At 38.6% G+C, this 23,209-nt stretch carries 16 protein-coding genes; 13 read left to right on the top strand and 3 right to left on the bottom strand.

The window, feature by feature from the left end; all coding sequences use genetic code 11:
* Positions 1 to 78 precede the first annotated feature (78 nt).
* Positions 79 to 369: a DUF493 family protein gene (locus tag ACFO3O_RS09630; RefSeq protein ID WP_379978392.1), complete on the bottom strand. Its 291-nt coding sequence runs from the start codon at positions 367 to 369 to the stop codon at positions 79 to 81.
* Between the two features lie 91 nt (positions 370 to 460).
* Between ACFO3O_RS09630 and ACFO3O_RS09625 the strand changes: the two genes are divergently transcribed.
* From ACFO3O_RS09625 to ACFO3O_RS09575, 11 genes are all read left to right on the top strand, one after another.
* Complete coding sequence (locus ACFO3O_RS09625) at positions 461 to 997, top strand: AAA family ATPase (protein ID WP_379978391.1); 537 nt, start codon at positions 461 to 463, stop codon at positions 995 to 997.
* A complete protein-coding gene (locus tag ACFO3O_RS09620; protein WP_379978390.1) occupies positions 994 to 2,886 on the top strand; it encodes a RecQ family ATP-dependent DNA helicase in 1,893 nt (630 codons plus the stop codon). Before ACFO3O_RS09625 ends, ACFO3O_RS09620 begins: the two co-directional genes overlap by 4 nt.
* Entirely contained in the window at positions 2,883 to 3,908 is a 1,026-nt protein-coding gene (fmt, locus tag ACFO3O_RS09615) for a methionyl-tRNA formyltransferase (RefSeq protein WP_379978389.1), read from the top strand. The genes ACFO3O_RS09620 and fmt overlap by 4 nt, the downstream gene beginning before the upstream one ends.
* A 185-nt stretch (positions 3,909 to 4,093) precedes the next feature.
* Positions 4,094 to 4,366: an HU family DNA-binding protein gene (locus ACFO3O_RS09610; RefSeq protein ID WP_299208393.1), complete on the top strand. Its 273-nt coding sequence runs from the start codon at positions 4,094 to 4,096 to the stop codon at positions 4,364 to 4,366.
* A gap of 172 nt (positions 4,367 to 4,538) precedes the next feature.
* Complete coding sequence (locus tag ACFO3O_RS09605; RefSeq protein ID WP_379978388.1) at positions 4,539 to 5,735, top strand: LETM1-related biofilm-associated protein; 1,197 nt, start codon at positions 4,539 to 4,541, stop codon at positions 5,733 to 5,735.
* A gap of 548 nt (positions 5,736 to 6,283) precedes the next feature.
* Positions 6,284 to 9,781, top strand: a complete 3,498-nt coding sequence (locus tag ACFO3O_RS09600) for a glycoside hydrolase family 9 protein (RefSeq protein WP_379978387.1) — start codon at positions 6,284 to 6,286, stop codon at positions 9,779 to 9,781.
* Positions 9,782 to 10,092: 311 nt separating this feature from the next.
* A complete protein-coding gene (locus tag ACFO3O_RS09595) occupies positions 10,093 to 11,781 on the top strand; it encodes a glycoside hydrolase family 13 protein (protein WP_379978386.1) in 1,689 nt (562 codons plus the stop codon).
* Between the two features lie 52 nt (positions 11,782 to 11,833).
* On the top strand, positions 11,834 to 13,045 hold the full coding sequence (locus ACFO3O_RS09590; protein WP_379978385.1) for an RNA methylase: 1,212 nt from the start codon (positions 11,834 to 11,836) through the stop codon (positions 13,043 to 13,045).
* Positions 13,046 to 13,115: 70 nt separating this feature from the next.
* Positions 13,116 to 14,393 (top strand): NAD(P)/FAD-dependent oxidoreductase, encoded by a 1,278-nt coding sequence (locus ACFO3O_RS09585; protein WP_379978384.1) that lies wholly within the window; start codon positions 13,116 to 13,118, stop codon positions 14,391 to 14,393.
* A 499-nt stretch (positions 14,394 to 14,892) separates the two neighbouring features.
* Positions 14,893 to 16,863, top strand: coding sequence for a vanadium-dependent haloperoxidase (locus ACFO3O_RS09580; protein WP_379978383.1), 1,971 nt, complete (start codon positions 14,893 to 14,895; stop codon positions 16,861 to 16,863).
* 229 nt (positions 16,864 to 17,092) lie between these two features.
* Positions 17,093 to 19,063 (top strand): vanadium-dependent haloperoxidase, encoded by a 1,971-nt coding sequence (locus ACFO3O_RS09575; protein ID WP_379978382.1) that lies wholly within the window; start codon positions 17,093 to 17,095, stop codon positions 19,061 to 19,063.
* A gap of 104 nt (positions 19,064 to 19,167) precedes the next feature.
* On the opposite strand, the gene ACFO3O_RS09570 is transcribed toward ACFO3O_RS09575, so the two are convergent.
* Together ACFO3O_RS09570 and ACFO3O_RS09565 are read right to left on the bottom strand one after the other, a co-directional pair.
* A complete protein-coding gene (locus tag ACFO3O_RS09570; protein WP_379978381.1) occupies positions 19,168 to 20,451 on the bottom strand; it encodes a DEAD/DEAH box helicase in 1,284 nt (427 codons plus the stop codon).
* A 163-nt stretch (positions 20,452 to 20,614) separates the two neighbouring features.
* On the bottom strand, positions 20,615 to 21,373 hold the full coding sequence (locus ACFO3O_RS09565) for a lipopolysaccharide kinase InaA family protein (protein ID WP_379978380.1): 759 nt from the start codon (positions 21,371 to 21,373) through the stop codon (positions 20,615 to 20,617).
* Between the two features lie 35 nt (positions 21,374 to 21,408).
* Here ACFO3O_RS09565 and ACFO3O_RS09560 point away from each other — a divergent pair, with 35 nt between their 5' ends.
* Both ACFO3O_RS09560 and ACFO3O_RS09555 read left to right on the top strand, forming a co-directional pair.
* Complete coding sequence (locus ACFO3O_RS09560; RefSeq protein WP_379978379.1) at positions 21,409 to 22,524, top strand: glycosyltransferase family 4 protein; 1,116 nt, start codon at positions 21,409 to 21,411, stop codon at positions 22,522 to 22,524.
* 12 nt (positions 22,525 to 22,536) lie between these two features.
* Positions 22,537 to 23,097 (top strand): L-threonylcarbamoyladenylate synthase, encoded by a 561-nt coding sequence (locus ACFO3O_RS09555; RefSeq protein ID WP_379978378.1) that lies wholly within the window; start codon positions 22,537 to 22,539, stop codon positions 23,095 to 23,097.
* The last annotated feature ends 112 nt before the right edge of the window (positions 23,098 to 23,209 follow it).

Raw genomic sequence — 23,209 nt, 5'->3', positions numbered from 1 at the left:
AATAATTTGTTTTATTATAACACAAAAAAAGCAGGTGTCGTTGTTAACGACACCTGCTTATATATCTAAAAAATAAGGTTATAAAGAAATCACCCCTTCTACCTCTCCTACTTCCTTATACTTTGCAATCACGGCATCGGGATCTTTCATACGTACATTTACAGAAACACTGGTGTATTTTCCTGTACGAGATTGCTTTCTATTAATCACAGCACCTGTGTGATCAAAAATATCTTCTATTTGTTTGATTTTTGCAGCATCAGAAGGCACTATAAACTTATACAAATAAGGACCTGGCCATATAGAGGTATCGCTCAGTTGCTCTTTTAATTTTTTGTAAAATGCGTCGGTTTTATTATCTGGACTCATATCCTGTAGTTAAGTTAGCAAAGATAAGACATCATATAAATTTGTTGTTCGTCTTGGTTTGCCTAATTTTGTGCAAATTAGTACCATTTTTATGCCAAAAAGCATTTTACTCATAGGGGGGCCATCCACGGGAAAAACAACCCTGATCAACCACCTAAAAACACTCGGATATCCTTGCCTAGATGAAATCTCTAGACACGTCATAAAAAAGGCACAAAGTGAGGGTATAGATCAACTTTTTCTTGAAAAGCCGCTATTGTTCAGTCAGTTATTAAAAGACGCTCGTATACAGCAACATCAAGAAGTAACTACGTTTGATACCGAATATGTATTCTTAGACCGAGGCATTCCTGACACTGTGGCATACATGGATTATATTGGACAGACCTACACACAAGAGTTTATAAACGACTGTAAAAACTATAGGTACGACCTTGTTTTTGTATTGCCTGTATGGCAAGAAATCCACGAGACCGATGCAGAGCGGTATGAAAGTTTTGAGCAAGCTCAAAAAATTCAAGAATATTTGCTAGCCACCTATCATACCTATGGCTACACACCTATCGAGGTTCCAAAAAATGATGTTGCCACAAGAGCTGAATTTATTATAAATACATTAAAGGATTGATACAATCCCCAAAAGACATATTAAAAACCTATTGGGGTTTTGACTCCTTTAGACCTTTACAGGAAGATAGTATACAGAGTGTTTTAAACGGCAAAGACACCATTGCATTACTGCCTACTGGTGGAGGAAAATCCCTATGCTATCAAATCCCAGCCATCGCCAAAGAAGGTATTGCTATTGTCGTATCCCCGCTTATTGCGCTCATGAAAGATCAAGTGCTTAACCTTCAAGAAAAAGGCATCAAAGCCCTTGCGATTACAAGCGGCATCAAATACAGCGACCTAGACGCTCTCTTGGATAATTGTATTTATGGTAATTACAAACTTTTGTATGTATCGCCAGAACGGCTTCAGCAAGAACTCGTAGTAGAACGCATCAAACAAATGAATGTCTCCCTGATTGCCGTAGATGAGGCACATTGTATCTCACAATGGGGGCATGATTTTAGACCTGCCTATTGTAAAATTGCCCGCTTACGCGAAATAAAACCCAACGCTCCCATCATAGCGCTCACGGCAACCGCTACCCCCAAAGTGATGCAAGACATTACCGAACAATTACAACTCACCGATCCGTTACTCTGCAAAGGGTCGTACCACAGAGAAAACCTAACCTATACCCTTATTCATAGTACAGATAAAAATTTTCGCCTTGAGCAAATCCTAAAAAAAACGACTCGAAGTGCTATTATCTATGTTCGTAATAGAAAAGCAACCATCGCAACCGCTCAATTTTTAAAAAGCCGAGGGATGACCGCTACATTTTATCATGGAGGGATGTCCCGAGAAGACAGACACAAACATTATAAAGACTGGCGTGATAATAAAACTCAAATTATGGTGAGCACCAATGCCTTTGGCATGGGCATCGATAAAGCAGATGTAGATACTGTAGTACATTTAGAAATTCCTGATAGTCTCGAAAACTACTTTCAGGAATCAGGACGTGCCGGACGAAGCGGACAACCCGCACAAGCTGTCCTTATATATAATGAGAATGACATCATCCGATTGAACAATCAGTTTTTGCAGGTGATTCCTACCGTTTCGTTTGTCAAAGAAATCTACAATCGGTTAAATAACTACTTCCAAATTCCCTACGGAGAAGGAGAAGAAAGTGATCATCGGTTTAATTTTAGTCATTTCTGTCAGACCTATTCCCTGCCTACCATGCGAACGTATAATGCGCTATTAGCCCTAGATCGTAATAGCGTGATTAGCCTGTCACAAGAATTTACAAAAAAAGCCACCGTTACCTTTAATGTCACAGATATTGCCCTGACGTATTATCTAATTAAAAACCCACAATGGGACACGATTGTAAAAACGATCCTCCGTACCTACGGCGGTATTTTTGAACAAGTCGTTACGATTAATTATAGTGTGATTGCTAATAAATCAGGTAGCTCAATAGATAAGGTACATGATGCATTGCTAATGCTTGCCAAAGATGACATCATCACCTACGAGCATCAGAGTTATGATACAGCACTCACTTTTTTAGTTCCCAGAGAAGACGACCGTACCATTCATGTGATTGCAGGCAATATAAAGATACAAGCTACTTTTAAAAAGCAACAAATAGAAACCATCAAAAACTATGTAAACAATAATAAGGTGTGCAGAACCATTCAATTGCTTGCTTATTTTGAAGAAGACGCGACAATCCCTTGTGGCAGATGCGATGTCTGTCTCACACAAAACACCCATAACAAACCAGCGGTTTCGGTAACGCAAGCCATTTTGGATTCGCTTTCGCGAAAGCAACAAAACTCTCGCCAACTCTGTGATCTGCCTTATCCAGAAACCGAAATAATTACGGCACTGCAATTGCTTTTAGACCAGAAAAAGATTACACTTACGTCTACAAATACCTATACATTATTATGAGAGATATACGCATTGTTTTTATGGGCACTCCCGACTTTGCCGCTACGATATTAGAAACCTTAGTGACCCAAGAATACAACATTGTAGGGGTTATTACCGCACCAGATCGACCTGCAGGACGCGGTCAGAAATTGCGTAAGAGCGCTGTCAAAGTATATGCTGAATCCCAAGGATTGACCATCTTACAACCGACCAATCTTAAAAATAAAGACTTCTTGAAGGAATTAGAAGCCTTACAAGCCAATCTGCAAATCGTAGTGGCGTTTCGTATGTTGCCTGCCGCAGTTTGGCAAATGCCAGAATATGGTACATTTAATCTCCATGCATCCCTCCTTCCGCAATATCGCGGTGCCGCTCCTATTAATTGGGCGATTATGAACGGAGAAAAAGAAACAGGCGTAACGACCTTCTTTATAGATGAAAAAATAGATACGGGCGCTGTGATTTTTCAAGAACGTCTTGCGATAGGCGAAAACGAAAACGCAGGCAGCCTACATGATCGGTTGATGCATCTTGGAGCAGGATTGGTTACTAAGACGGTCGACGCCATTGCACAAAATCAGGTCACGACACACATACAACCACAATCGGGCGATCTGAAAACAGCATATAAACTGTATCCAGAAAATACAAAAATAGATTGGGAAGCTCCAATCCAAACCATTCATAATCATATCCGAGGTTTGAGTCCCTATCCAGGAGCTTGGTGCTACCTCATCAACCAAGATAAAGAAGAGCGTATTAAAATTTATGGTGCTGAAGTTTATGCTCAGGGACACACTGAGCCTGTCGAAGCGCCAAGTCAAAACACAAAAGCAGAATCCCAAATCGTAGATAAAGTAGAAGAAACAGTTGCAACATCCTCTTTAGGAACCATTCAAATAGAAGACGGAAACCTAAAAGTCACTACCTTAAATGGATACCTAATAATTACCGAAATACAACTTCCTGGGAAGCGAAAAATGGATGTAAAGGCACTTTTAAACGGGTATCATTTTGACGAAAATGCTAAAATGCGCTAAACCCGCACTATCATTGGGCTAACAGAATACCCCAAAAAGTACCCTCTTTATTAACAATCGCCCTGATTTATTAACAAAATCACTGATTTCCCTTGCTATTACTTGCATGAGTGGATATTACGTATAAATTTGTTACAGAATTAAACACACAGTTTAACTAACAATAATTAATTAAAATTTACATTATGAACAAATCAGAATTAATTGATGGAATGGCGGAGCACGCAGGAATTACAAAAGCAGCTGCAAAAAAAGCATTAGAGTCTTTCTTAGGAAACGTTGAAGGAACACTTAAAGAAGGAGGACGTGTTTCTCTAGTAGGTTTTGGATCTTGGTCTGTATCTAAGCGTAACGCTCGTGAAGGAAGAAATCCACAAACTGGTAAAACTATCAAAATTGCTGCTAAAAATGTAGTAAAATTCAAAGCTGGTTCTGAGTTAGGAAACGCAGTAAACTAATTAAGTTTTGATATAGTATATGTATAAGGCTACTATACCTTATATGTGTATAAACAAAAAGCTCAGCATCATCATGCTGAGCTTTTTTTAATCTAAAACTAGGCATTATTTAATCTTTTAGAAAAAGAATCTCTTCACAATTGAATTACATTTGTGATAAAGTTACAAACGTATGAACCCATCTGCCCTAGGCTGGATAAAAAAACATTTACCCTACTTCATCTCGTTTATGAAGGCACATCCCATGGATGAGGCGGAAATGTATTACCAGCTTAGAATGAATGGTTTTATATATGGTACTTCTATCAAAACCTTATGTGATGAGGAGAGCGAGCAGCTTAAATGGACCGAAGAAGAGAAAACAAAAGTTAACCTTTTTGACGCCTTAACATTTACCTATTTTGATTGTATAGAAAATGGGAGTGCTACAGATGCTATCAAGAGTATGATTTCTTTTTATAGCGAACTTAATAAAAAGCAAGGAGGTCCTCCTATACAATTAGGTAGTTCTACAGATGCTAACTATAGAATCCTAGAGAAGATCATCCAAGAACGGATTCAAACGAATGAGACGCTCTTTAAAAAGAATTTTAGCCATATTATTACCAATGCACTCTTATTTATAGATGTACTGAGCTTTGATCATTACCTCATTTCAGGAGAAGACCCGTTGCCGTATGCAATTGATCTAGAAAAGAACCTTACGCAGATTGTCTGGCTCGCCTTAAAACAAAAAGAAAACAAAGATCATTACAACGAGCTTTTGATTAAGCTTTTTGAAAGCTCTATCCGATACAATACTACTATAAAAAGTGATGCTCGTACTTTAAAAGACATACAAAATGCTGTTGTGTCACAACCGTTAGAGCAACTCTATCTACTAGACCTGTGTGCTTTATCCCTATGGGATGATGAGCAAATAGACCCGCATGAGGAAGTATTTATGAACGAGGTATCCCAAATTCTTCGGATTCCTAACGATAGTAAGGAAGCTTCCTTAAAAGCTGTAGCTACTTTTATCTCAGAACATAAAGAAGATATTGCATATCTTAATTACAGTAATCCGGTGATGCATTTTTATAATCAAACCACGCGAACGGTGTCTACATTGATCCTACGTAATAAAAAACGCCTGATCAAAGAGATTACACAAAGTAAGGATTTGGTGATTTTATTAGGCAATTCCACTGTACGCGACCTTACTGAAGATGAGAAAAAAGTGGTTAAAAACCAATTGCTAGACATTTGCAAAACCGTGCCTTCATTAGCTATTTTCTTGCTTCCGGGTGGTACCATCTTACTTCCTATTTTGGTGAAATTTATCCCCAAATTACTCCCAAGTGCATTTAATGAAAATCAGATGGATTGAGGATTAACGATTTTTGATTGGGGATTGGAGATTTCTGATTCTATTTTAAAAACCTCAAATCACTAGCTCCAAATCTCAATAACTTAATCGCCAAATCCTCTCTATCTCTAGACAATCTCTGAATAAACTTTAATAAGGATCTCTAAAGCAACTATTTTAAGTTTCAACTTCAAATTCGATTTTGATTTTGATTTTGATTTCAGAATACATCTCTCCTGCCTTTTTAAGCTTTCTAAGAACACGGTGACGCAGAAGTTTATACTGAGCTAGGCCAAAGTATGAAAGCAAAAAACAACACTCCACTACGAAAGCAATACACCTGTCTTTTATAATCTAGTGATTTAATAAATATATAATACCACTATCGTATGAATAAAAGCTTAATTCATATGATAACAGAAGGATACATCCAAACGCGTATTCAAAAAAGAAATAAAAAAAATCGAAATAGAAAGTAATTTTTCAATTTGATTTTATAACTTTACCGTACCACAACAGAACAGTATAGCTTAAAAGAAATAAAAACTACTTAAAAAAAATCAAACAGTATGAAAAAGTATTACTACACCCTCATCCTTGCAGGGATGTTTAGTCTGTTCACAAACGCTCAAGTCATTTACAGTGATCAATTCGATGGCGTGCTGACCACTGAGTCCAACAGTGCCTACGACGTAAGTCTTGAAAATGGAAATCTTAAAATTGTTGGAAATGGTACCGCAGGGGCCTTTAATGCCTTTCAGTATAACGTACATGATGCAGGAACTCCTACCACTTTTAACATGACCTCTAGTCCACAGATGTATATAAAAGCAAGAGCCAATGGACCTGGCGTATTACGAATAGACGTAAAAGATGCTGGAGGCTATGTAACGAATCTTTCCGCAAATTTTGCTTCTCTAACGGAAGATTTTGCTATTTATACACTTGATTTTACAGGCGATTTTAGTGATGGCGGTTTTGGAGGTAGTCCATGTGAAGCTGCAGATGCTCCTTGTCCTGTTGATCCATCAACTATAACAAATCTTGTGTTTTTTGTAAATGATGCTACAGGAGGCTATAATGGAACTATTGAAATCGACTGGATTTCGATAGGAGAACCTCTGGAAGAGGAAGATACTGATCTGTTATACAGTGACCAATTTGATGACTTTCTGACTACAGAGTCAAATGGAGCCTACACGTCTAGCCTAGTAGATGGCAATTTAAATATTGTAGGAAATGGCACGGCAGGGGCTTTCAATGCGTTTGAATATGACTTACACGACATGGGCGTATTACAAGATTTTGATCTTTCTTCAAATCCGCAATTGTATATAAAAGCAAGAGGCACCAATACACCCTCGTTTCGAATAGATATGAGAGACGCAGCCGGCTATGTAACAAATCTACAAGCCAATGCTGTGACTTTAGATGATAGTTTTGGCATCTACGCATTAGATTTTACAGGTGATTTTTTAGATGGAGGTTATGGAGGTAGCCCTTGTGAATCAGCAGATGCACCATGCCCCGTAGATCCATCTACCATTGCTAATCTTGTATTCTTCGTTAACGATGCTACGGGTGGTTATGATGGAACGATTGAAATTGATTGGATCTCTGTAGGGGAACCTTTGGAAGCCCAAGAAGAAGCAGCACTTTTATACAGTGATCAATTTGATGACTTTTTAACAACAGAGTCAAATGATGCGTACACTGTATCTCTTGTAGACAGCCATTTGAATATTGTTGCCAATGGTACGGCTGGAGCTTATAATGCGTTTGAATACAGTTTACACGAAATGGGTGTGGCCATGTCATTTGATCTTTCTTCGGCTCCACAACTCTATATCAAAGCAAAAGCTACCAATATGCCTTCGTTTCGAATTGACATGAAAGATGCCGCAGGTTATGTAACCAATCTGCAAGCAAGTGCAGCGACCTTTACAGAAGATTATTTTATTTATACATTAGATTTTGATGGAGATTTTCTAGATGGAGGATTTGGCGGAACGCCTTGCGATGCAGCAGATGCGCCTTGTGCGGTAGATCCTACAACAATCACCAATCTCTTATTTTATGTAAACGATGCCACAGGGGGGTATGAAGGGGTGATTGATATTGATTGGATATCCATAGGACAACCGCTAGAAGATGCACTTCCAGCAGGAAAAAATATACGATACAATCAAGTTGGATACCACTTAAATAGAGAAAAACTAATCAACCTCACCTCTGCAACGGATTTCGATCCATTACCCTATACCGTATTTGATGCTGATGGAGAAACTGTGGCTTCTGGAATGACCTCTACAACACAACTTTGGAATGAATCTCAAGAGTATGTCGCAACCATAGATGTTTCAGAAATTAGTACAGAAGGTACTTATGTGATTGTAGTTGACGAGAAAGAAGCTGAATTTAGCGTAAGCGAAAATGTATATGAAGCCTTAAGCGAAGCCGCCTTTAAGTATTATTACTACAACAGAGCTTCTACAGAAATCACTACGCAATATGGAGGTGACTATGCAAGACCACTTGGCTTACCAGATACAGAAGTCTTAGTTCATTCTTCGGCAGCATCAGATGCACGTCCTGAAGGGACTATTCTATCTGCTCCAAAAGGATGGTATGATGCAGGAGATTATAATAAATATATTGTCAATAGCGGTATCAGTACCTATACACTCCTTGCTGCCTTTGAGCATTACCCTGATTATTTTGAAACAAAAGCCTATGATATTCCTGAAACCTCTAATGATATTCCGGATATTTTAGATGAAATAAAATGGAATTTAGACTGGATGTTAGCCATGCAAGATCCTAATGATGGAGGGGTATATCACAAACTCACAGGATTAAACTTTCAAGGAATCATTATGCCAGCAGAGTATACTGCAGATCGATATGTAGTTCAGAAATCAACGGCAGCTGCGCTCAATTTTGCAGCCGTCACTGCCATGGCATCACGCATCTATGCGCAATACGAAGCACAACTCCCAGGGTATAGCGCACAACTTATCGCTGCATCAGAAAGTGCCTATAGTTGGGCGCAAGCTAATCCTACAGTGTATTATGATCAACCTGATGATGTATTTACAGGAGAATATGGAGATACCAATGTAACAGATGAGTTTCAATGGGCAGCCGTAGAACTTTTCATTACGACAAATGATCAAATATATGCAAACGATATTGACGTAGAAGCCATAGGCAACGGTATCCCTTTTTGGGGCTATACAGCACCACTAGCACTTATTTCTATCATTGCCAATGGAGATCAACTTGCTGAAGACGTAGATGTCGATGGGGCTACTGCAAAGTTTTTAGAAACAGCCAATGAATTAAAAGATAAAGTCAATAACAGTGCTATGCGTGTTGCGATGGGCGCTGGTGATTATAACTGGGGAAGTAATGGCCAAGCTGGAAATCAAATGATGTTATTACTACTAGCGTATCAAATTGATGGAGATGAGAGTTTTCTGGATGCCGCATTTACAGCCTCAGATTATTTATTAGGGCGTAATGCGACGGGCTACTGTTTTGTGAGTGGTTTTGGCGACCTATCCATGAACCATCCACATCATAGGATTTCTGAAGCAGATACGGTAGCAGATGCTGTACCTGGCATGCTTGCTGGAGGTCCGCATTCAGGACAACAAGATGGCTGCCCTGGCTATCCAAGCACCGATCCTGCTCGTTCGTATGTAGATACCTGGTGTTCATACTCTTCCAATGAAGTAACGATTAATTGGAATGCTCCATTATTCTACTCGACGGCGGCACTTTACAGAATTCAAGAAGAAAGCCTTTCGGTAGAAGATCTTGATATCCCAACGGCAAATCCGTTGCAGTTGTACCCTAATCCTTCTACAGATTTTATTACGATTAATTTAGAAAACGCATCTAATCTATCTGTAAAAGTGTTTGCAATCGATGGTAAACTGATTATGACCAAAAAACTTGAATCTTCAACATCCCTCAATATTAGTTCCCTTTCAAAAGGAATGTATTTCATGCAAGTAGAAAGTGAAGGAGAAAAACATGTCGCTAAGTTTTTTAAAATCTAATATTTTGAAATTCTATTCAGAAAAGGTGCTTGTTATGAGCACCTTTTTTTTATGATTTTTCCTCACTACTTCTTAAACCCGCAGTATACATTAGAACCTCGTAATGTATAATGCGGGTTAAATCCATCTTGACCTTCTCTATAACAAATCAATGAAGAACAATATTTTGAGACCCTATATAATACCGTTTACACCTTACTTATGAAATAGATTTATTTTACGCTTTCGCGAAAGCGCATACCTAGAAATCTACCATCGTCTACATGCTCTTTTTTCAATTCCTTTTCCCTAAATTAGTACTAAAATAACGTATGAATCAAACATGGTGGAAAGAAGGCATTGTCTATCAAATATATCCTAGGAGTTTTAAGGATACGACTGGAAATGGGATAGGCGACTTACAGGGAATTATTGAAAAACTAGATTACATCGCAAGTTTGGGTGTTGATATTATTTGGCTCAATCCCGTGTATGATTCGCCCAATGATGATAATGGTTATGACATTCGAGACTATCGTACCATCATGACTGAGTTTGGCACCATGGCTGATTTTGACCAACTACTTGCGGGCATGAAAGCTCTCAACCTGCGTCTAGTCATGGATTTGGTTGTAAACCATTGTAGTGATGAACACGAATGGTTTCAACAATCTCGATCCTCGCGTGAAAATCCATATCGTGATTATTTTCACTGGTGGCCCGCTGAAAAAGGGACGCCTCCCAAACGATGGAGCTATTTTGATGTAGAAGAAAATGCCTGGCAATACGATGCCCAAACCGATGCCTATTACTTACATTATTTCGCTGTAAAGCAACCCGACCTTAAGTGGGAAAATCCGCAGGTACGCAGCGAAATTTACGAAATGATGCATTTCTGGTTTCAAAAAGGCGTGGATGGTTTCCGTATGGATGTGATCCCGTTTATAAGCAAGGATACCACCTATCCAGAAATTGACGCCACCGAACCTCATGAGTTTATTGCCTATTACGCCAACGGTCCTAAAGTGCATGAATACCTCAACGAACTCAACCGCGAAGTGATCTCCAAATACGATGCATTTACTGTGGGCGAAGGCCCTGGTATTCATATCGATCAGGCATTGGATTTTGTGCATGAAGACCGCAAAGAGATGGATATGTTTTTCCACTTTGACCTGATGTCTCTAGACCGTAAACCAGGTGAGGTGTTTACTATGAGAGAGGATAGATGGAAACTCTCAGAATTTAAAAAAGTATTTAGTGATTGGGATGCCGCTTTCGCGAAAGCGGGATGGGGCAGCTTATTTCTGGCAAACCACGATTTTCCTAGGTCTGTGAGTCGCTGGGGAAATGACAGTCCCGAACATTGGAAAAATAGCGCTACCCTACTTCACACCTTTTTATTAACCATGCGCGGCACGCCTTATTTTTATCAAGGTGACGAAATCGGAATGACTAATGTCCGTTTTACCGATATTCAGGATTATCGAGATATCAATACTATCAATCGGTATGAAAATGTAAAAAATAACGGAGGTGATCTAAATGCCTTTATGGAAAGTGAGCAACACGCTGCCAGAGAAAACGCGCGAACTCCCATGCATTGGGACATCACTCCAAATGCTGGCTTCACAAAAGCTACCCCATGGATACGCGTGAATCCGAACTACAAAAACGGCGTTTCTGTGGCGCATCAGGAAGATGAAGAATATTCGGTGCTTTCTTATTTTAGAAAAATCACAATCGTTAGGAAATCAAACCCTGCGCTAGTTTATGGTGCATATGAATGTCTAGATCTGGATCATGAGCAGATATATGCCTACACCCGAACACTGGGTAATGATCGGTTTTTGATCTTACTTAATTTTAGTGATGACACTGTAAATTACACGGTACCATCGCATATCACCTACAACAGAAAAGTGAAAGTAATTGCTAACGGACGTATCTTAGATGATCAAACCTACAGAGAGTTTATGCTCGGAGCTTGGCAAGCAGTGGTGTACAAGATTGAAGATTAACGATTCTTGTTATCTAAAAAACATAGTACGTATCAAACACAAATTATAACGCATGAACACAAACGCTTGGAACACTTTTATTCAAGATACACAACAATTGACCAAACCTGCAAGAGCAACACAATTAATTCCAAAAACAGCTATCATCGAGATTAAGCAATTGATTATAGAGGTGTTACAAGGGTTTCTGAATAAAGAAGAGCTTCACATGGGTTTAAAAGTCTATATCGATCACAAGCTCAGAAATGATATGATTGAGAAAATGGCTGCGAATCCGCCTACCTTAGACTGTGATCTTGAGGAGTGGTCAGAACAGATTTTTGGTGACCAGAAGTTTGGTATGGTACTGATTGGTTTAGAACAATACAGCAATGCCTTTGCAGAAAAAGCAGCAACCACTGTTCATCCTTTATTAGAAATGGCTGGATTACCACTTCATGGGTTGTCTTTTCTCTTTTTTATGGGAAATTATGGCTTTACGCCTTTCGGAATCCATAAAGAGGCTACGGGAGAGGATGGTATTTTATTTCATCTAGGCCCTGGAAATAAACAATTCTACACCTGGGATGATCCTAAATACAATGCGATAGAACACAACTCGGAAGTTTTTCATAACATCTCTGAGATGCTCCCAAAAGGAGAGGTCTATGCATTAGCCCCTGGAGATGCCATGTTTATTCCGCATTATGTCTATCATGTTGGTAATACCCCTGAGTTTTCTTTGAGTTTTGTATTGGATTATATCAATCCGCCTAAAGACCGGTTTGAAAATGAACTGATAAAAGAAACATCAGAAGAAGCGCTTCATACACAAACGGAGTACACAAATCCTATAACCTTAGATACATCTTTTCAAGAACTCAGCTCCGTAATTGATTATCAATCAATTCAGCAAAAAATAGCGATTTCATTTGCAAGAAAAATAATGCGATTAAAAAGTAACGGAGGGATCCGAAGGAAATCAAATATGATAAGAACTGTCATCCCTCCTACAGAAAATTTCTCCATCAAAGGTAAAAAAGCATTCCCTATCTATCTGGATGAACAAGACCCAAAAGAGACCTTACTCTTTGCAAGAGGGCATCGTTTAATGGTAAAAAAACACCCTATGCTTTCACAATTGATTGAGCAGTTAAACAAAGAAAGTGCCATTAGCATAACAATGATAAGACAGCAAATGGAACCTGAGTGGGACCTCATAGAGGTGTTGGGTTTTGTACAAGAACTTTTGAGTATAGAAGCTGTCCTATTAGAAGAGAATTAATAACAAAGAATGCCCTAGTACCAATAGCACATCTTTCAACAATTTTGTATCTTTATATCAAACTTTTTGAATGAATATTCCCACTATCGATTTGCCTAGAATCGTTGTTATCGGGGCAGGATTTGCAGGGCTTCAAGTTGCAAAAAAGATAGATACGACCCGGTATCAACTCATCATCATTGACAAAAACAATTATCACACCTTTCAACCGCTTTTATACCAAGTATCATCTGCTGGATTAGAGCCAGATTCCATCGCCTACCCAATTCGGAAAGTCTTACAAAAAAAACAGAATGCCTACTACAGACTTGCTAATGTTACTCGTGTAGACTCCCAAAACTCCTGTATTAAGACAGACATAGGAGATTTAAAATATGATACGTTGGTTATTGCTACTGGCGCTACCAATAATTTCTTCGGGAATGATGCTATTGCAAAGGAATCACTTCCTATGAAATCGCTTACAGACGCATTGGACTTACGTTCTAAAATTCTAGGTAATTTCGAAAAAGCCTTAAACAGCACTAATCTTGATAAACGGGAAGAACTCATGAATTTTGTAATTGTAGGCGCTGGTCCAACAGGTGTTGAACTTGCAGGAGCGCTGGCCGAACTCAAAAACAAAATCCTTCCTAAAGATTTTCCTGACCTCGATTTACGGCTCATGAAAATACACCTCATAGAAGCCTCAGATGCTGTCCTAGCAACGATGCACGAAGAATCTTCAGAAAGAGCGTTTGCAGATCTCAAAAAATTGGGCGTTCATATCTGGACAAAAACTTCTGTAAAGGATTACAAAGACAATCTCGTAACTACAGATGGTGACCAATCGTTTAAAACCGACACGCTTATCTGGGCAGCAGGGGTTAAAGGAGATTTTCCAGAAGGGATTACTGCAGATGTAGGCAAAGGAAATCGGATTATCGTTGATGATTTCTGTAAAATAAAAGATGTAGAAAACATATACATCCTTGGTGATGCTGGACTCATTAAATCTGAACGCTATCCAGAAGGCTTACCCATGCTAGCCGCTGTGGCAATGCAACAAGGCACCTATCTTGCAAAAACATTGAATCGCTTGGCGCAAAATAAAGAAGCAACGCCTTTCATATACAACGATAAAGGATCGATGGCGACTATAGGGCGTAATAAAGCTGTCGTAGAAGTTGGAAAATTTAGATTTCAAGGAATCTTTGCGTGGCTCGTTTGGATGTTTGTACATCTTATGCTACTCGTTGGCTTTAGAAACCGAGTCGTTGTTTTCATTAATTGGTTGTGGAATTACATTAGATATAATAATGGCCTACGACTTATTGTGAGACCTTATAAAAATGCTTCAAAAACATAACTTTTTTATTAAAAGATTCTGTAAAATCAGTAAATAGAACACATTTTTTTAGTCGCTATAGAAGCTGATGTACAGGTGTGTATTTCTTGTAAAAAGATCCACGGTATCTTCTCATGAGTTCAAATTTAATTTTTAATTATTCTTTATACGCTTTCGCGAAAGCGTATAGAAAAATGTCCCTTCATATCCCAAAATAGTTAGCACTTTTTACTTTCAATAACGCATCGTATATTCTTGAATGGCGCTTGCAATCCCCTTTCCACAAAAGAACATCTTCAAAACACAAATAAAACTGCAATAGCTTCATTAAAAGTAACTTACATTTTAATTTTTAAATTTTACAAACTACTGAAACTACGGATTCAATCCTGAAAAAGTAGCATAATTCTTCCTTATCTGACCTACTTTTACTCTGTAATTTATGATGAAACACATCATAATAACACGTGCTGATACTAGTAAGGGACGTGTGCCAATTAATTAATTTAAATCAAAAAAAATGAACAATTACAGAAGAAAAGAAGCGTTGGCAAAACGAAAAGAAGCCGCGCAACTTGCGTTTGATCGGGAACATCCATCACATATAAGTAATGGTGATGAGCAAAGTTTTAGACACAAGCAAGAAACTGCTGAAAGTCATGGGATTTCAAAAGGAGAGTCGTCGTATTTAATGACGTTTACCAAAGGAATGCCGCACAATGAAAAAACAGGATTGGTAAACACGCCTGATAATGTGCAAAAATTTATTAGAGCTATAGATAGTGGTGACGTAAGAGATTTTAGAGATACGCCATTAGGGAGTGAAGAAAATGTGGGAGACAATTGTGTAGTTCCTGATTGGTTATCAGTAAAAGCACAAACAGGAAACAATGGACGACCAGTAGGTTTACGTGCTTGGGAAAGCCAAAGTGCAGGACTTGCATTTGACCTTGAAGGACCAGATGCACAAGCAGTAACCATGCCTCCTGCTCCTGCTCTTGGAAGTGAAGAATTAGAAGGTGAAATGGCAGAGGTATATACCCAAGCTTTATTGAGAGATATCCCTTTTCATGCATTTAGTAATGGAGTTATGGGATTAGGAACTGGTCAAGATCCTAAAAAAGATATCTCTCCTGATTTTATACTTAAAGCTTTTGATACAAATCTTGATGCAGTAAAAACAGTAAACGAACTTACTAAGAGACTACAAAAACTTGATTGGTTCAATGAAAAAATACCATTAAAATTAAATGATCAGGAAGAAATTCGTAGATGTGATCGTTTTTGCCCTACACCTGCCACTGGATATAGAGGGATTACTCCTGGTGATGATATAGGACCGTATATTTCTCAATTCCTTTTAGTAGGAAATACAGGAATTAACGGAAATGATGCAGAGCGTTTAAGCAGAGATGGATTGATCACATATGGAGGTATTTCTGTAGATCAACGTGTGCGAACTGCAACCCCAGGACAAGATTATATGCAAACTTGGGAAGAGTGGTTAGATGTACAAAATGGAGCTGCGGTAGGCGCTCTCGAAACGTATCTTCCGGGAAATCTTCCTGAAGGCCGTCGTTTTATCTACACACCTCGTGATCTTGCTACGTATGTGCATTATGATGCTTTATACGAAGCCTACTTAAATGCATGTTTGATTCTTCTTGGTAATGGTACACCATTTGATCCGGGAATCCCTTTCCAAGCAAGTGATAAAGTAGATCACCAACAAGGATTTGCTCATTTTGGAGGGCCACACATCTTGTCATTAGTAACAGAGGTAGCCACACGTGCATTAAAAGCCGTGCGTTTCCAAAAGTATAATGTACACAGACGTTTACGTCCAGAAGCATTAGCAGCAAGATTTTTTAGAATCAATGAATTAGAACACATGGCTCCAGATTTAAGAGAAATGTTTGATAATTTAGAAGCATGTGATATCCTTAAAGCTGTTGAAGATAGAAACGGAGAGGCAGGTAATTACTTATTACCAATGCCTTTCTGTGAAGGATCACCTATGCACCCTGCCTATGGAGCAGGTCACGCAACAGTCGCTGGTGCTTGTGTTACCATACTTAAAGCATTTTTTGATCACAGTCATAAGCTTGAAGTAGTACCTAAAAGTGAGTTAGAAGGTGAGATTGTAGAAGTTTTCAACATTGTAAAACCAGGAATCACAGATGATAAGATTCACTCATCAAATCTTGCCTACGTATCTGTAGAGAAAGGACAAAAACTAGATGTCGTTCCTGTATTAGATAGTAATAACAAAATTGCAAGTCTTACGGTAGAAGGAGAACTTAATAAATTATGTTCTAACATATCTATTGGACGTGATTGGGCAGGAGTACATTACTTTACAGATTATTATGAGTCTATATTAATGGGTGAGCAAATTGCCCTTGGTATTCTTGAAGAGCAAAAATTAACGTTCGGAGAGAATTTCTCAATGACAGTACCATTATTTAATGGAGAGTCAAGAAGAATATAAGTATTTATAGTGTCTTAATTGATAAAGTGCCACTCATTTCTGAGTGGCACTTTTTTTACATCTCATTTTTATAATTTTCTCCTATTGAGATATTTTTTAAAGTATCATAATTAGCCAAACAACTTTACACTAAAGGGGCAAACACCCCTATTAAATTAGTAATCAACACTATAATTTTACACTGTTATAAAATAACACATGGGGAATTACTAATTTAAATCAAAAAAAAATGAACAATTACAGAAGGAAAGAAGCGCTTGAAAGAAGACAAAAAGCAGCACAACTCGCGTTCGATCGAGAGCATCCGCAGCACATAAGTAATGGAGATGAGCAAAGTTTTAGACACGATCAAAATACTGCTGATAGTCATGGAATCTCAAAAGGAGAATCTTCTTACTTAATGACTTTCACTAAAGGGATGCCTCACAATGAAAAAACAGGATTGGTCAACACACCACTTAATGTGCAAAAATTTATTAATGCCATTGATAGTGGTGATGAAAGAGATTTTAGAGATACACCCTTAGGGCGTGAAGAAAATGTAGGTTATGAATGCAAGCTTCCAGATTGGTTATCAGAAAAGGCAAAAACAGGTAATAATGGGGGACCTGTTGGATTACGTGCTTGGGAAAGTCAAAGTGCGGGACTTGCCTTTGATCTTGAAGGACCAGATGCTCAGGCAGTCACAATGCCTCCTGCTCCTCGCTTAGGAAGTGAAGAACTGGAAGGTGAAATGGCGGAGGTATATACTCAAGCTTTATTAAGAGATGTTCCTTTTCATGCATTTTCAAATGGTGTAATGGGATGTGGTGCTGGATTAGATCCCAAAAAAGACATCTCTCCTAATGCTGTTTTGAATGCTTTTGACACAACGCTTGCCGATGTAAAGAAAGTGAAGGAATTAACAAGTAGATTACAAAAATTGGATTGGTTTAATGAAAAAATACCTTTAAAATTAAACGAACAGGAAGAGATTCGTAGATGTGATCGTTTTTGTCCTACTCCTGCAACTGGCTACAGAGGTATCACCCCTGGTGATGACATAGGACCTTACATTTCTCAATTCCTTTTAGTAGGAAACACAGGAATTAATGGAAATGATGCAGAACGTAAAACAAGAGATGGATTGATCACATATGGAGGTATTTCTGTAAATCAGCGTGTGCGTACCGCAACGCCTGGACAGGATTATATGCAAACTTGGGAGGAATGGTTAGATGTTCAAAATGCTGCCGCTGTTGGAGCTCTTGAGACGTACCTTCCTGGAAATACACCTGCAGGTCGTCGATTTATTTATACACCACGTGATCTTGCTACATATGTGCATTATGATGCTTTATATGAAGCCTATTTGAATGCCTGTTTAATTCTTCTTGGAAATGGTACTCCATTTGATCCGGGAATTCCTTTCCAAGGAAATGACAAAATTGATCATCAACAAGGATTTGCGCATTTTGGAGGTCCACATATCTTATCATTAGTCACTGAGGTAGCTACACGTGCATTAAAAGCCGTACGTTTCCAAAAATATAATGTCCACAGACGTTTACGTCCAGAAGCATTAGCTGCTAGATTGTTTAAAATTGATACATTACAACATATGGCTCCAGATTTAAGAGAGCTATTTGATAACCTAAAAGATTGCAAAATTTTAGATGCTGTAGCAGATAGGAATGGAGAGGCAGGAAATTATTTATTACCGATGCCTTTCTGTGAAGGATCTCCGATGCATCCTGCCTATGGAGCAGGTCACGCAACAGTCGCTGGAGCTTGTGTCACCATCCTTAAAGCATTCTTTGATCATAGTCATCTTCTTGAAGTAGTGCCTAAAGATGAATTATTGAAAGAAGATTTTAATGTACTTAAAAAAGTAAAGCCAGGGCTTACAATAGATAAAGTTCATTCATCAAATCTTGCCTATGTATCTGTAGATAATGGTCAATCATTAAGTGTAGTACCCGTATTAGACAGTAATAATGACATTGCAAAACTTACAGTAGAAGGAGAACTTAACAAGTTATGTTCTAATATTTCTATAGGACGTGATTGGGCTGGAGTACATTACTTCACTGACTATTATGAGTCAATACTTATGGGAGAAGAAATTGCCCTTGGTATTCTTGAAGAGCAGAAATTAACGTTTGGAGAGAATTTCTCAATGACTGTTCCATTATTTAATGGAGAGTCAAGAAGAATATAAGCATTATCACATGCTTACATAATAAAGCGTCACTCAATAATGAGTGGCGCTTTTTCTATATATAAATTCCCTAAATAACCAGATCTACTAGCTATTATCTAATCTTATGATTTTCTTCTATGACGACTTTGAGTATTCTTAGCACGGCTACTACCTCCGCCTCCTTTTGGAGCACCTTGTCCTTGTTTAGTACCTCTAGACTGTCTGTGATTTCGTTTATTTTCGGCTGCCTGTGCTTTTAGCTGTTCAATGGTATCTGTGGGTTCAAAACCTGGCACTACGCTACTTGGTAAGCGCTCACCTAGTAATTTTTCAATACCGCGCACGTACTCTGTTTCATCTACACCCACAAAGGAGATTGCGTTACCGCTAGCACCTGCTCGCCCAGTACGTCCAATACGATGCACGTAATCTTCAGGTACATTAGGAAGCTCATAATTAATCACATACGGCAGTAACGGAATATCGAGACCACGTGCCGCAATATCTGTTGCCACAAGCACTCTAATCTTTCCCTTTTTAAAACCATCTAACGCCCTTGTTCGTGCATTTTGGGTTTTATTTCCATGAATCGCCGCCGATGTAATTCCCGCTTTATCCAATTTCTGACTTAGTCTATTAGCGCCATGTTTGGTGCGTGTAAACACCAATACCTGATCCCAGTTACCATCATCAATTAATTTGGTAACAAGTGCTGTTTTCTTAGATTTATCAACGCGATAGGTAGTTTGATCTACTTTTTCGGCAGTCGTATTTTCTGGGGTTGCCTCTACGAGTATTGGATTCTTAAGCATACTGCTGGCCAATGCTTTAATCTCTTTAGAGAACGTGGCACTAAACAATAAGGTTTGTCTGTTTTTAGGTACTAGTGAAATCACTTTCTTAATATCCCTCACAAATCCCATATCTAGCATACGATCTGCTTCATCTAATACGAGAAACTCTATTTTAGACAGTGATAATTCGCCTTGATTGATCAAATCCAATAAACGCCCTGGCGTAGCAATCAAAATATCGACCCCTTGTCGTAAGGTACGTACCTGTGGATTCTGATTTACTCCCCCAAAAATAACGGTAGATTTCATATCTAAAAACGCACTGTATTCTTTTACGTTGTCGTACACCTGTGCTGCGAGTTCGCGCGTGGGTGTGAGCACTAATGCTCGTATAGGACGTCTGCGTTGCGCAGGTGTTTTGGTTAATAATTGCAACATCGGTAAAGTAAACCCTGCTGTTTTCCCAGTTCCTGTTTGCGCAGAAGCAAGCACATCTTTTCCCTCTAATATAGGAGGAATGGCTTTTTCTTGAATAGGAGAAGGAGTTGTGTATCCTTTTTTACTCACTGCTTTGAGTAGGGCATCAGATAAGCCCAATGATTGAAATGACATAAATAAGTCTTAAGATAAGAAATGACTTTTAGTGTATGATGTCATTTCGTGTATGATGCAAAGGTACGTTTATTTTAAGGGATAAAAGATTTTATGATTTCTGTGTCCGCTTTCGCGAAAGCATATAAAGAAAGATTCCCATAGTAAACACTTCTTCTATTATCTAGGAGCGCTTCCAGAATTTAAGTTTTTTCTTGAGTCGTTTCTTTCTATGAAATCCTTTTTGAAACTCTTGAATCTCTTGCCACATGGCAATAAACACGGTATCTGGGTCTTCACCACTGGCGCTGGCATAGGCCGTTGCCATGATTCGCACTTGAGATTCAATAGCCGATAAACGCCTGAAGTTTGCCATACGGGTTTTAAAATCCATAGGGCCAAATTCCATTCGGTTGAGATCTACTAGGTAAAAATCGTATCCATTTTCTTTGATGTTGATGAGGGTATTCCCAGGAGAGTGATCTAGAAAATGAATATTTTTTTGATGTAAACCTTGGGTAAATTTCGCGAAAGCGGACAACATTTCTTCATTACCTGCATACTCCGAGTCACGTATGAGTTCGCGATACGTCAAGTCATACGACAAATGTTTACTCACGTAATAACTTCGCCCAAAGAACCATCCGCGTTCTTCAAAATACGCAATAGGCGCTGGGGTAAGCACTCCTTTTTCCAACAACCGATGGGCATATTCAAAAGACCGACGTGCTTTGGAGGTTCTAAAATACCGATAGGCAATCTTATTAATCAGATTAGGCACCTTAAACGATTTCACATTAATGGTTTCTCCGTCAAGGTCAAACAGCTTGAGGGAATTGCGATTACGCTCATCAAAATTTTCACCTCGAGACTCAAAATGAGTCACGATATCCAAAATACGATCTGCCTGATCTTGATATGTAGACGCTATATGATACTTCACTCTGCAAAACTACTGAAACTACCGTTTATAAAATAATGAACAATCAGGAGTTTTCATTTATCTTTGCCATCATGTCTAGTATCCCAACTGTTTTTTTAGAAAGCCATAATATCAAAAACCTAAAAACAGGTTTTGGACAGTTTAATTATCACTTGATTAAAGGAATTTACGAAGCACAAGAGACAGACCTACGTTGTACCCTATATGCTAAGAATCCAACACCACTTCAGGAAGAATTTGGCGATTATTTTGATTACAAAAAATACTACACCCTGCATAGACGGGCTCCTTTTAGAATCCGCAAAAAGTATGATGTATGGCATTCACTTAATCAAAATGTAAAAATAGAACCGCATCATGATCTTCCATATGTGCTTACGGTGCACGACGTGAATTTTATAGATGAAGTCTCTACAGATTTGAACCATGAGAGCAATCAGCGGTTTCAGGCAAAACTAGATCGGAGTCATGCCATTACGTACATTTCTAAATATTCTCAAGCATCTACACACAAGTATTTTAAGGTACCCAATGTGCCTGAGCATATCATTTATAATGGGAATACTCTAGAGATCATTACATTGCCTAAAGACCATCATCCGAAGGTAGCGATTGAGGGTCCTTTTTTGTTTAGTATTGGAGAATTTAGTACTCGCAAAAACTTCCATTCACTGGTGGAGATGCTCGCATTGGTTCCTGAATACAAACTCGTTCTTTCGGGAAATAGCGGCACCGACTATGCAAAAACCACCTTACAAGCGTCTATAGAGAAACACGGACTCCAAGACAGGGTGATCATTACAGGAAAAATCTCTGAATTTGACAAACAATATTACCTAAAACACTGCACCGCTTTTGTCTTTCCATCGTTACGAGAAGGCTTTGGAATTCCACCGATAGAAGCCATGCGATTTGGAAAGCCTGTATTTATATCTAATAACACCTCCTTACCTGAAGTAGGTGGAACCCACGCTTTTTATTGGGATCATTATGATCCTGAATATATGGCAACGGTATTAAAAGAAGGGTTAGCGATGTATTTTAAAAATCAAGAAGCGCTTTCAAAGGCATATATTGAACATACAAAACAATTTAGTTGGGCGCGTGCCGCACAACACTATATAGACGTTTATAAAAGTCTTACATTTTAGATAGCTTATACTATGAGAGAAGAACACGAAAAAGCCATTGCTACCCTTAAAAGAGGAGGTCTTATCCTCTACCCGACTGATACGGTTTGGGGCATAGGATGTGATGCCACAAATGCAGAAGCCATCGAAAAGGTGTATCGACTAAAAAAACGAGCAGCAAACAAGTCTTTAATCTGTTTGGTAAGTGATTTTAAAATGCTACAACAATATGTTGAAGATATTCCTGAAGTAGCATACGATATTTTAAAATACGCTGTAAAACCTACCACCATCATTTACGATGATCCGATTCGTATTTCTGAAAATCTCATTGCACCAGACAATACGCTGGGCTTTCGGGTATGCCGAAACAAATTTTGTAATATTCTGCTCAAGAAATTTAGAAAACCCATTGTTTCGACCAGTGCCAATGTAGAAGGTGCTCCTACGCCTAAAAGATTCAGTGAGATCGATCCTGTGATTTTGGAAGGCGTCGACTATATTGTAAATTTGGATCGAGATAAGAAAAGTCTTCCGCCATCTGCTATCATTAAGCTGAGTAATGATGGAAAAGTCACGATTATTAGAAAATAAAGAGTCATAAATCATAGATCCCGCTGAAAAAGCGGGATTAGCCTGCCTGCATAGGCAGGTTCAACTAGCTATTTTGAATTCGTCTTTGGGCTTTTCAAAACAGCGTTACGTT

Origin of the sequence: Dokdonia ponticola (assembly GCF_042653865.1) — a bacterium.
Lineage (GTDB): Bacteria > Bacteroidota > Bacteroidia > Flavobacteriales > Flavobacteriaceae > Dokdonia > Dokdonia ponticola.
This window is presented reverse-complemented; position numbering and strand designations above follow the sequence as displayed.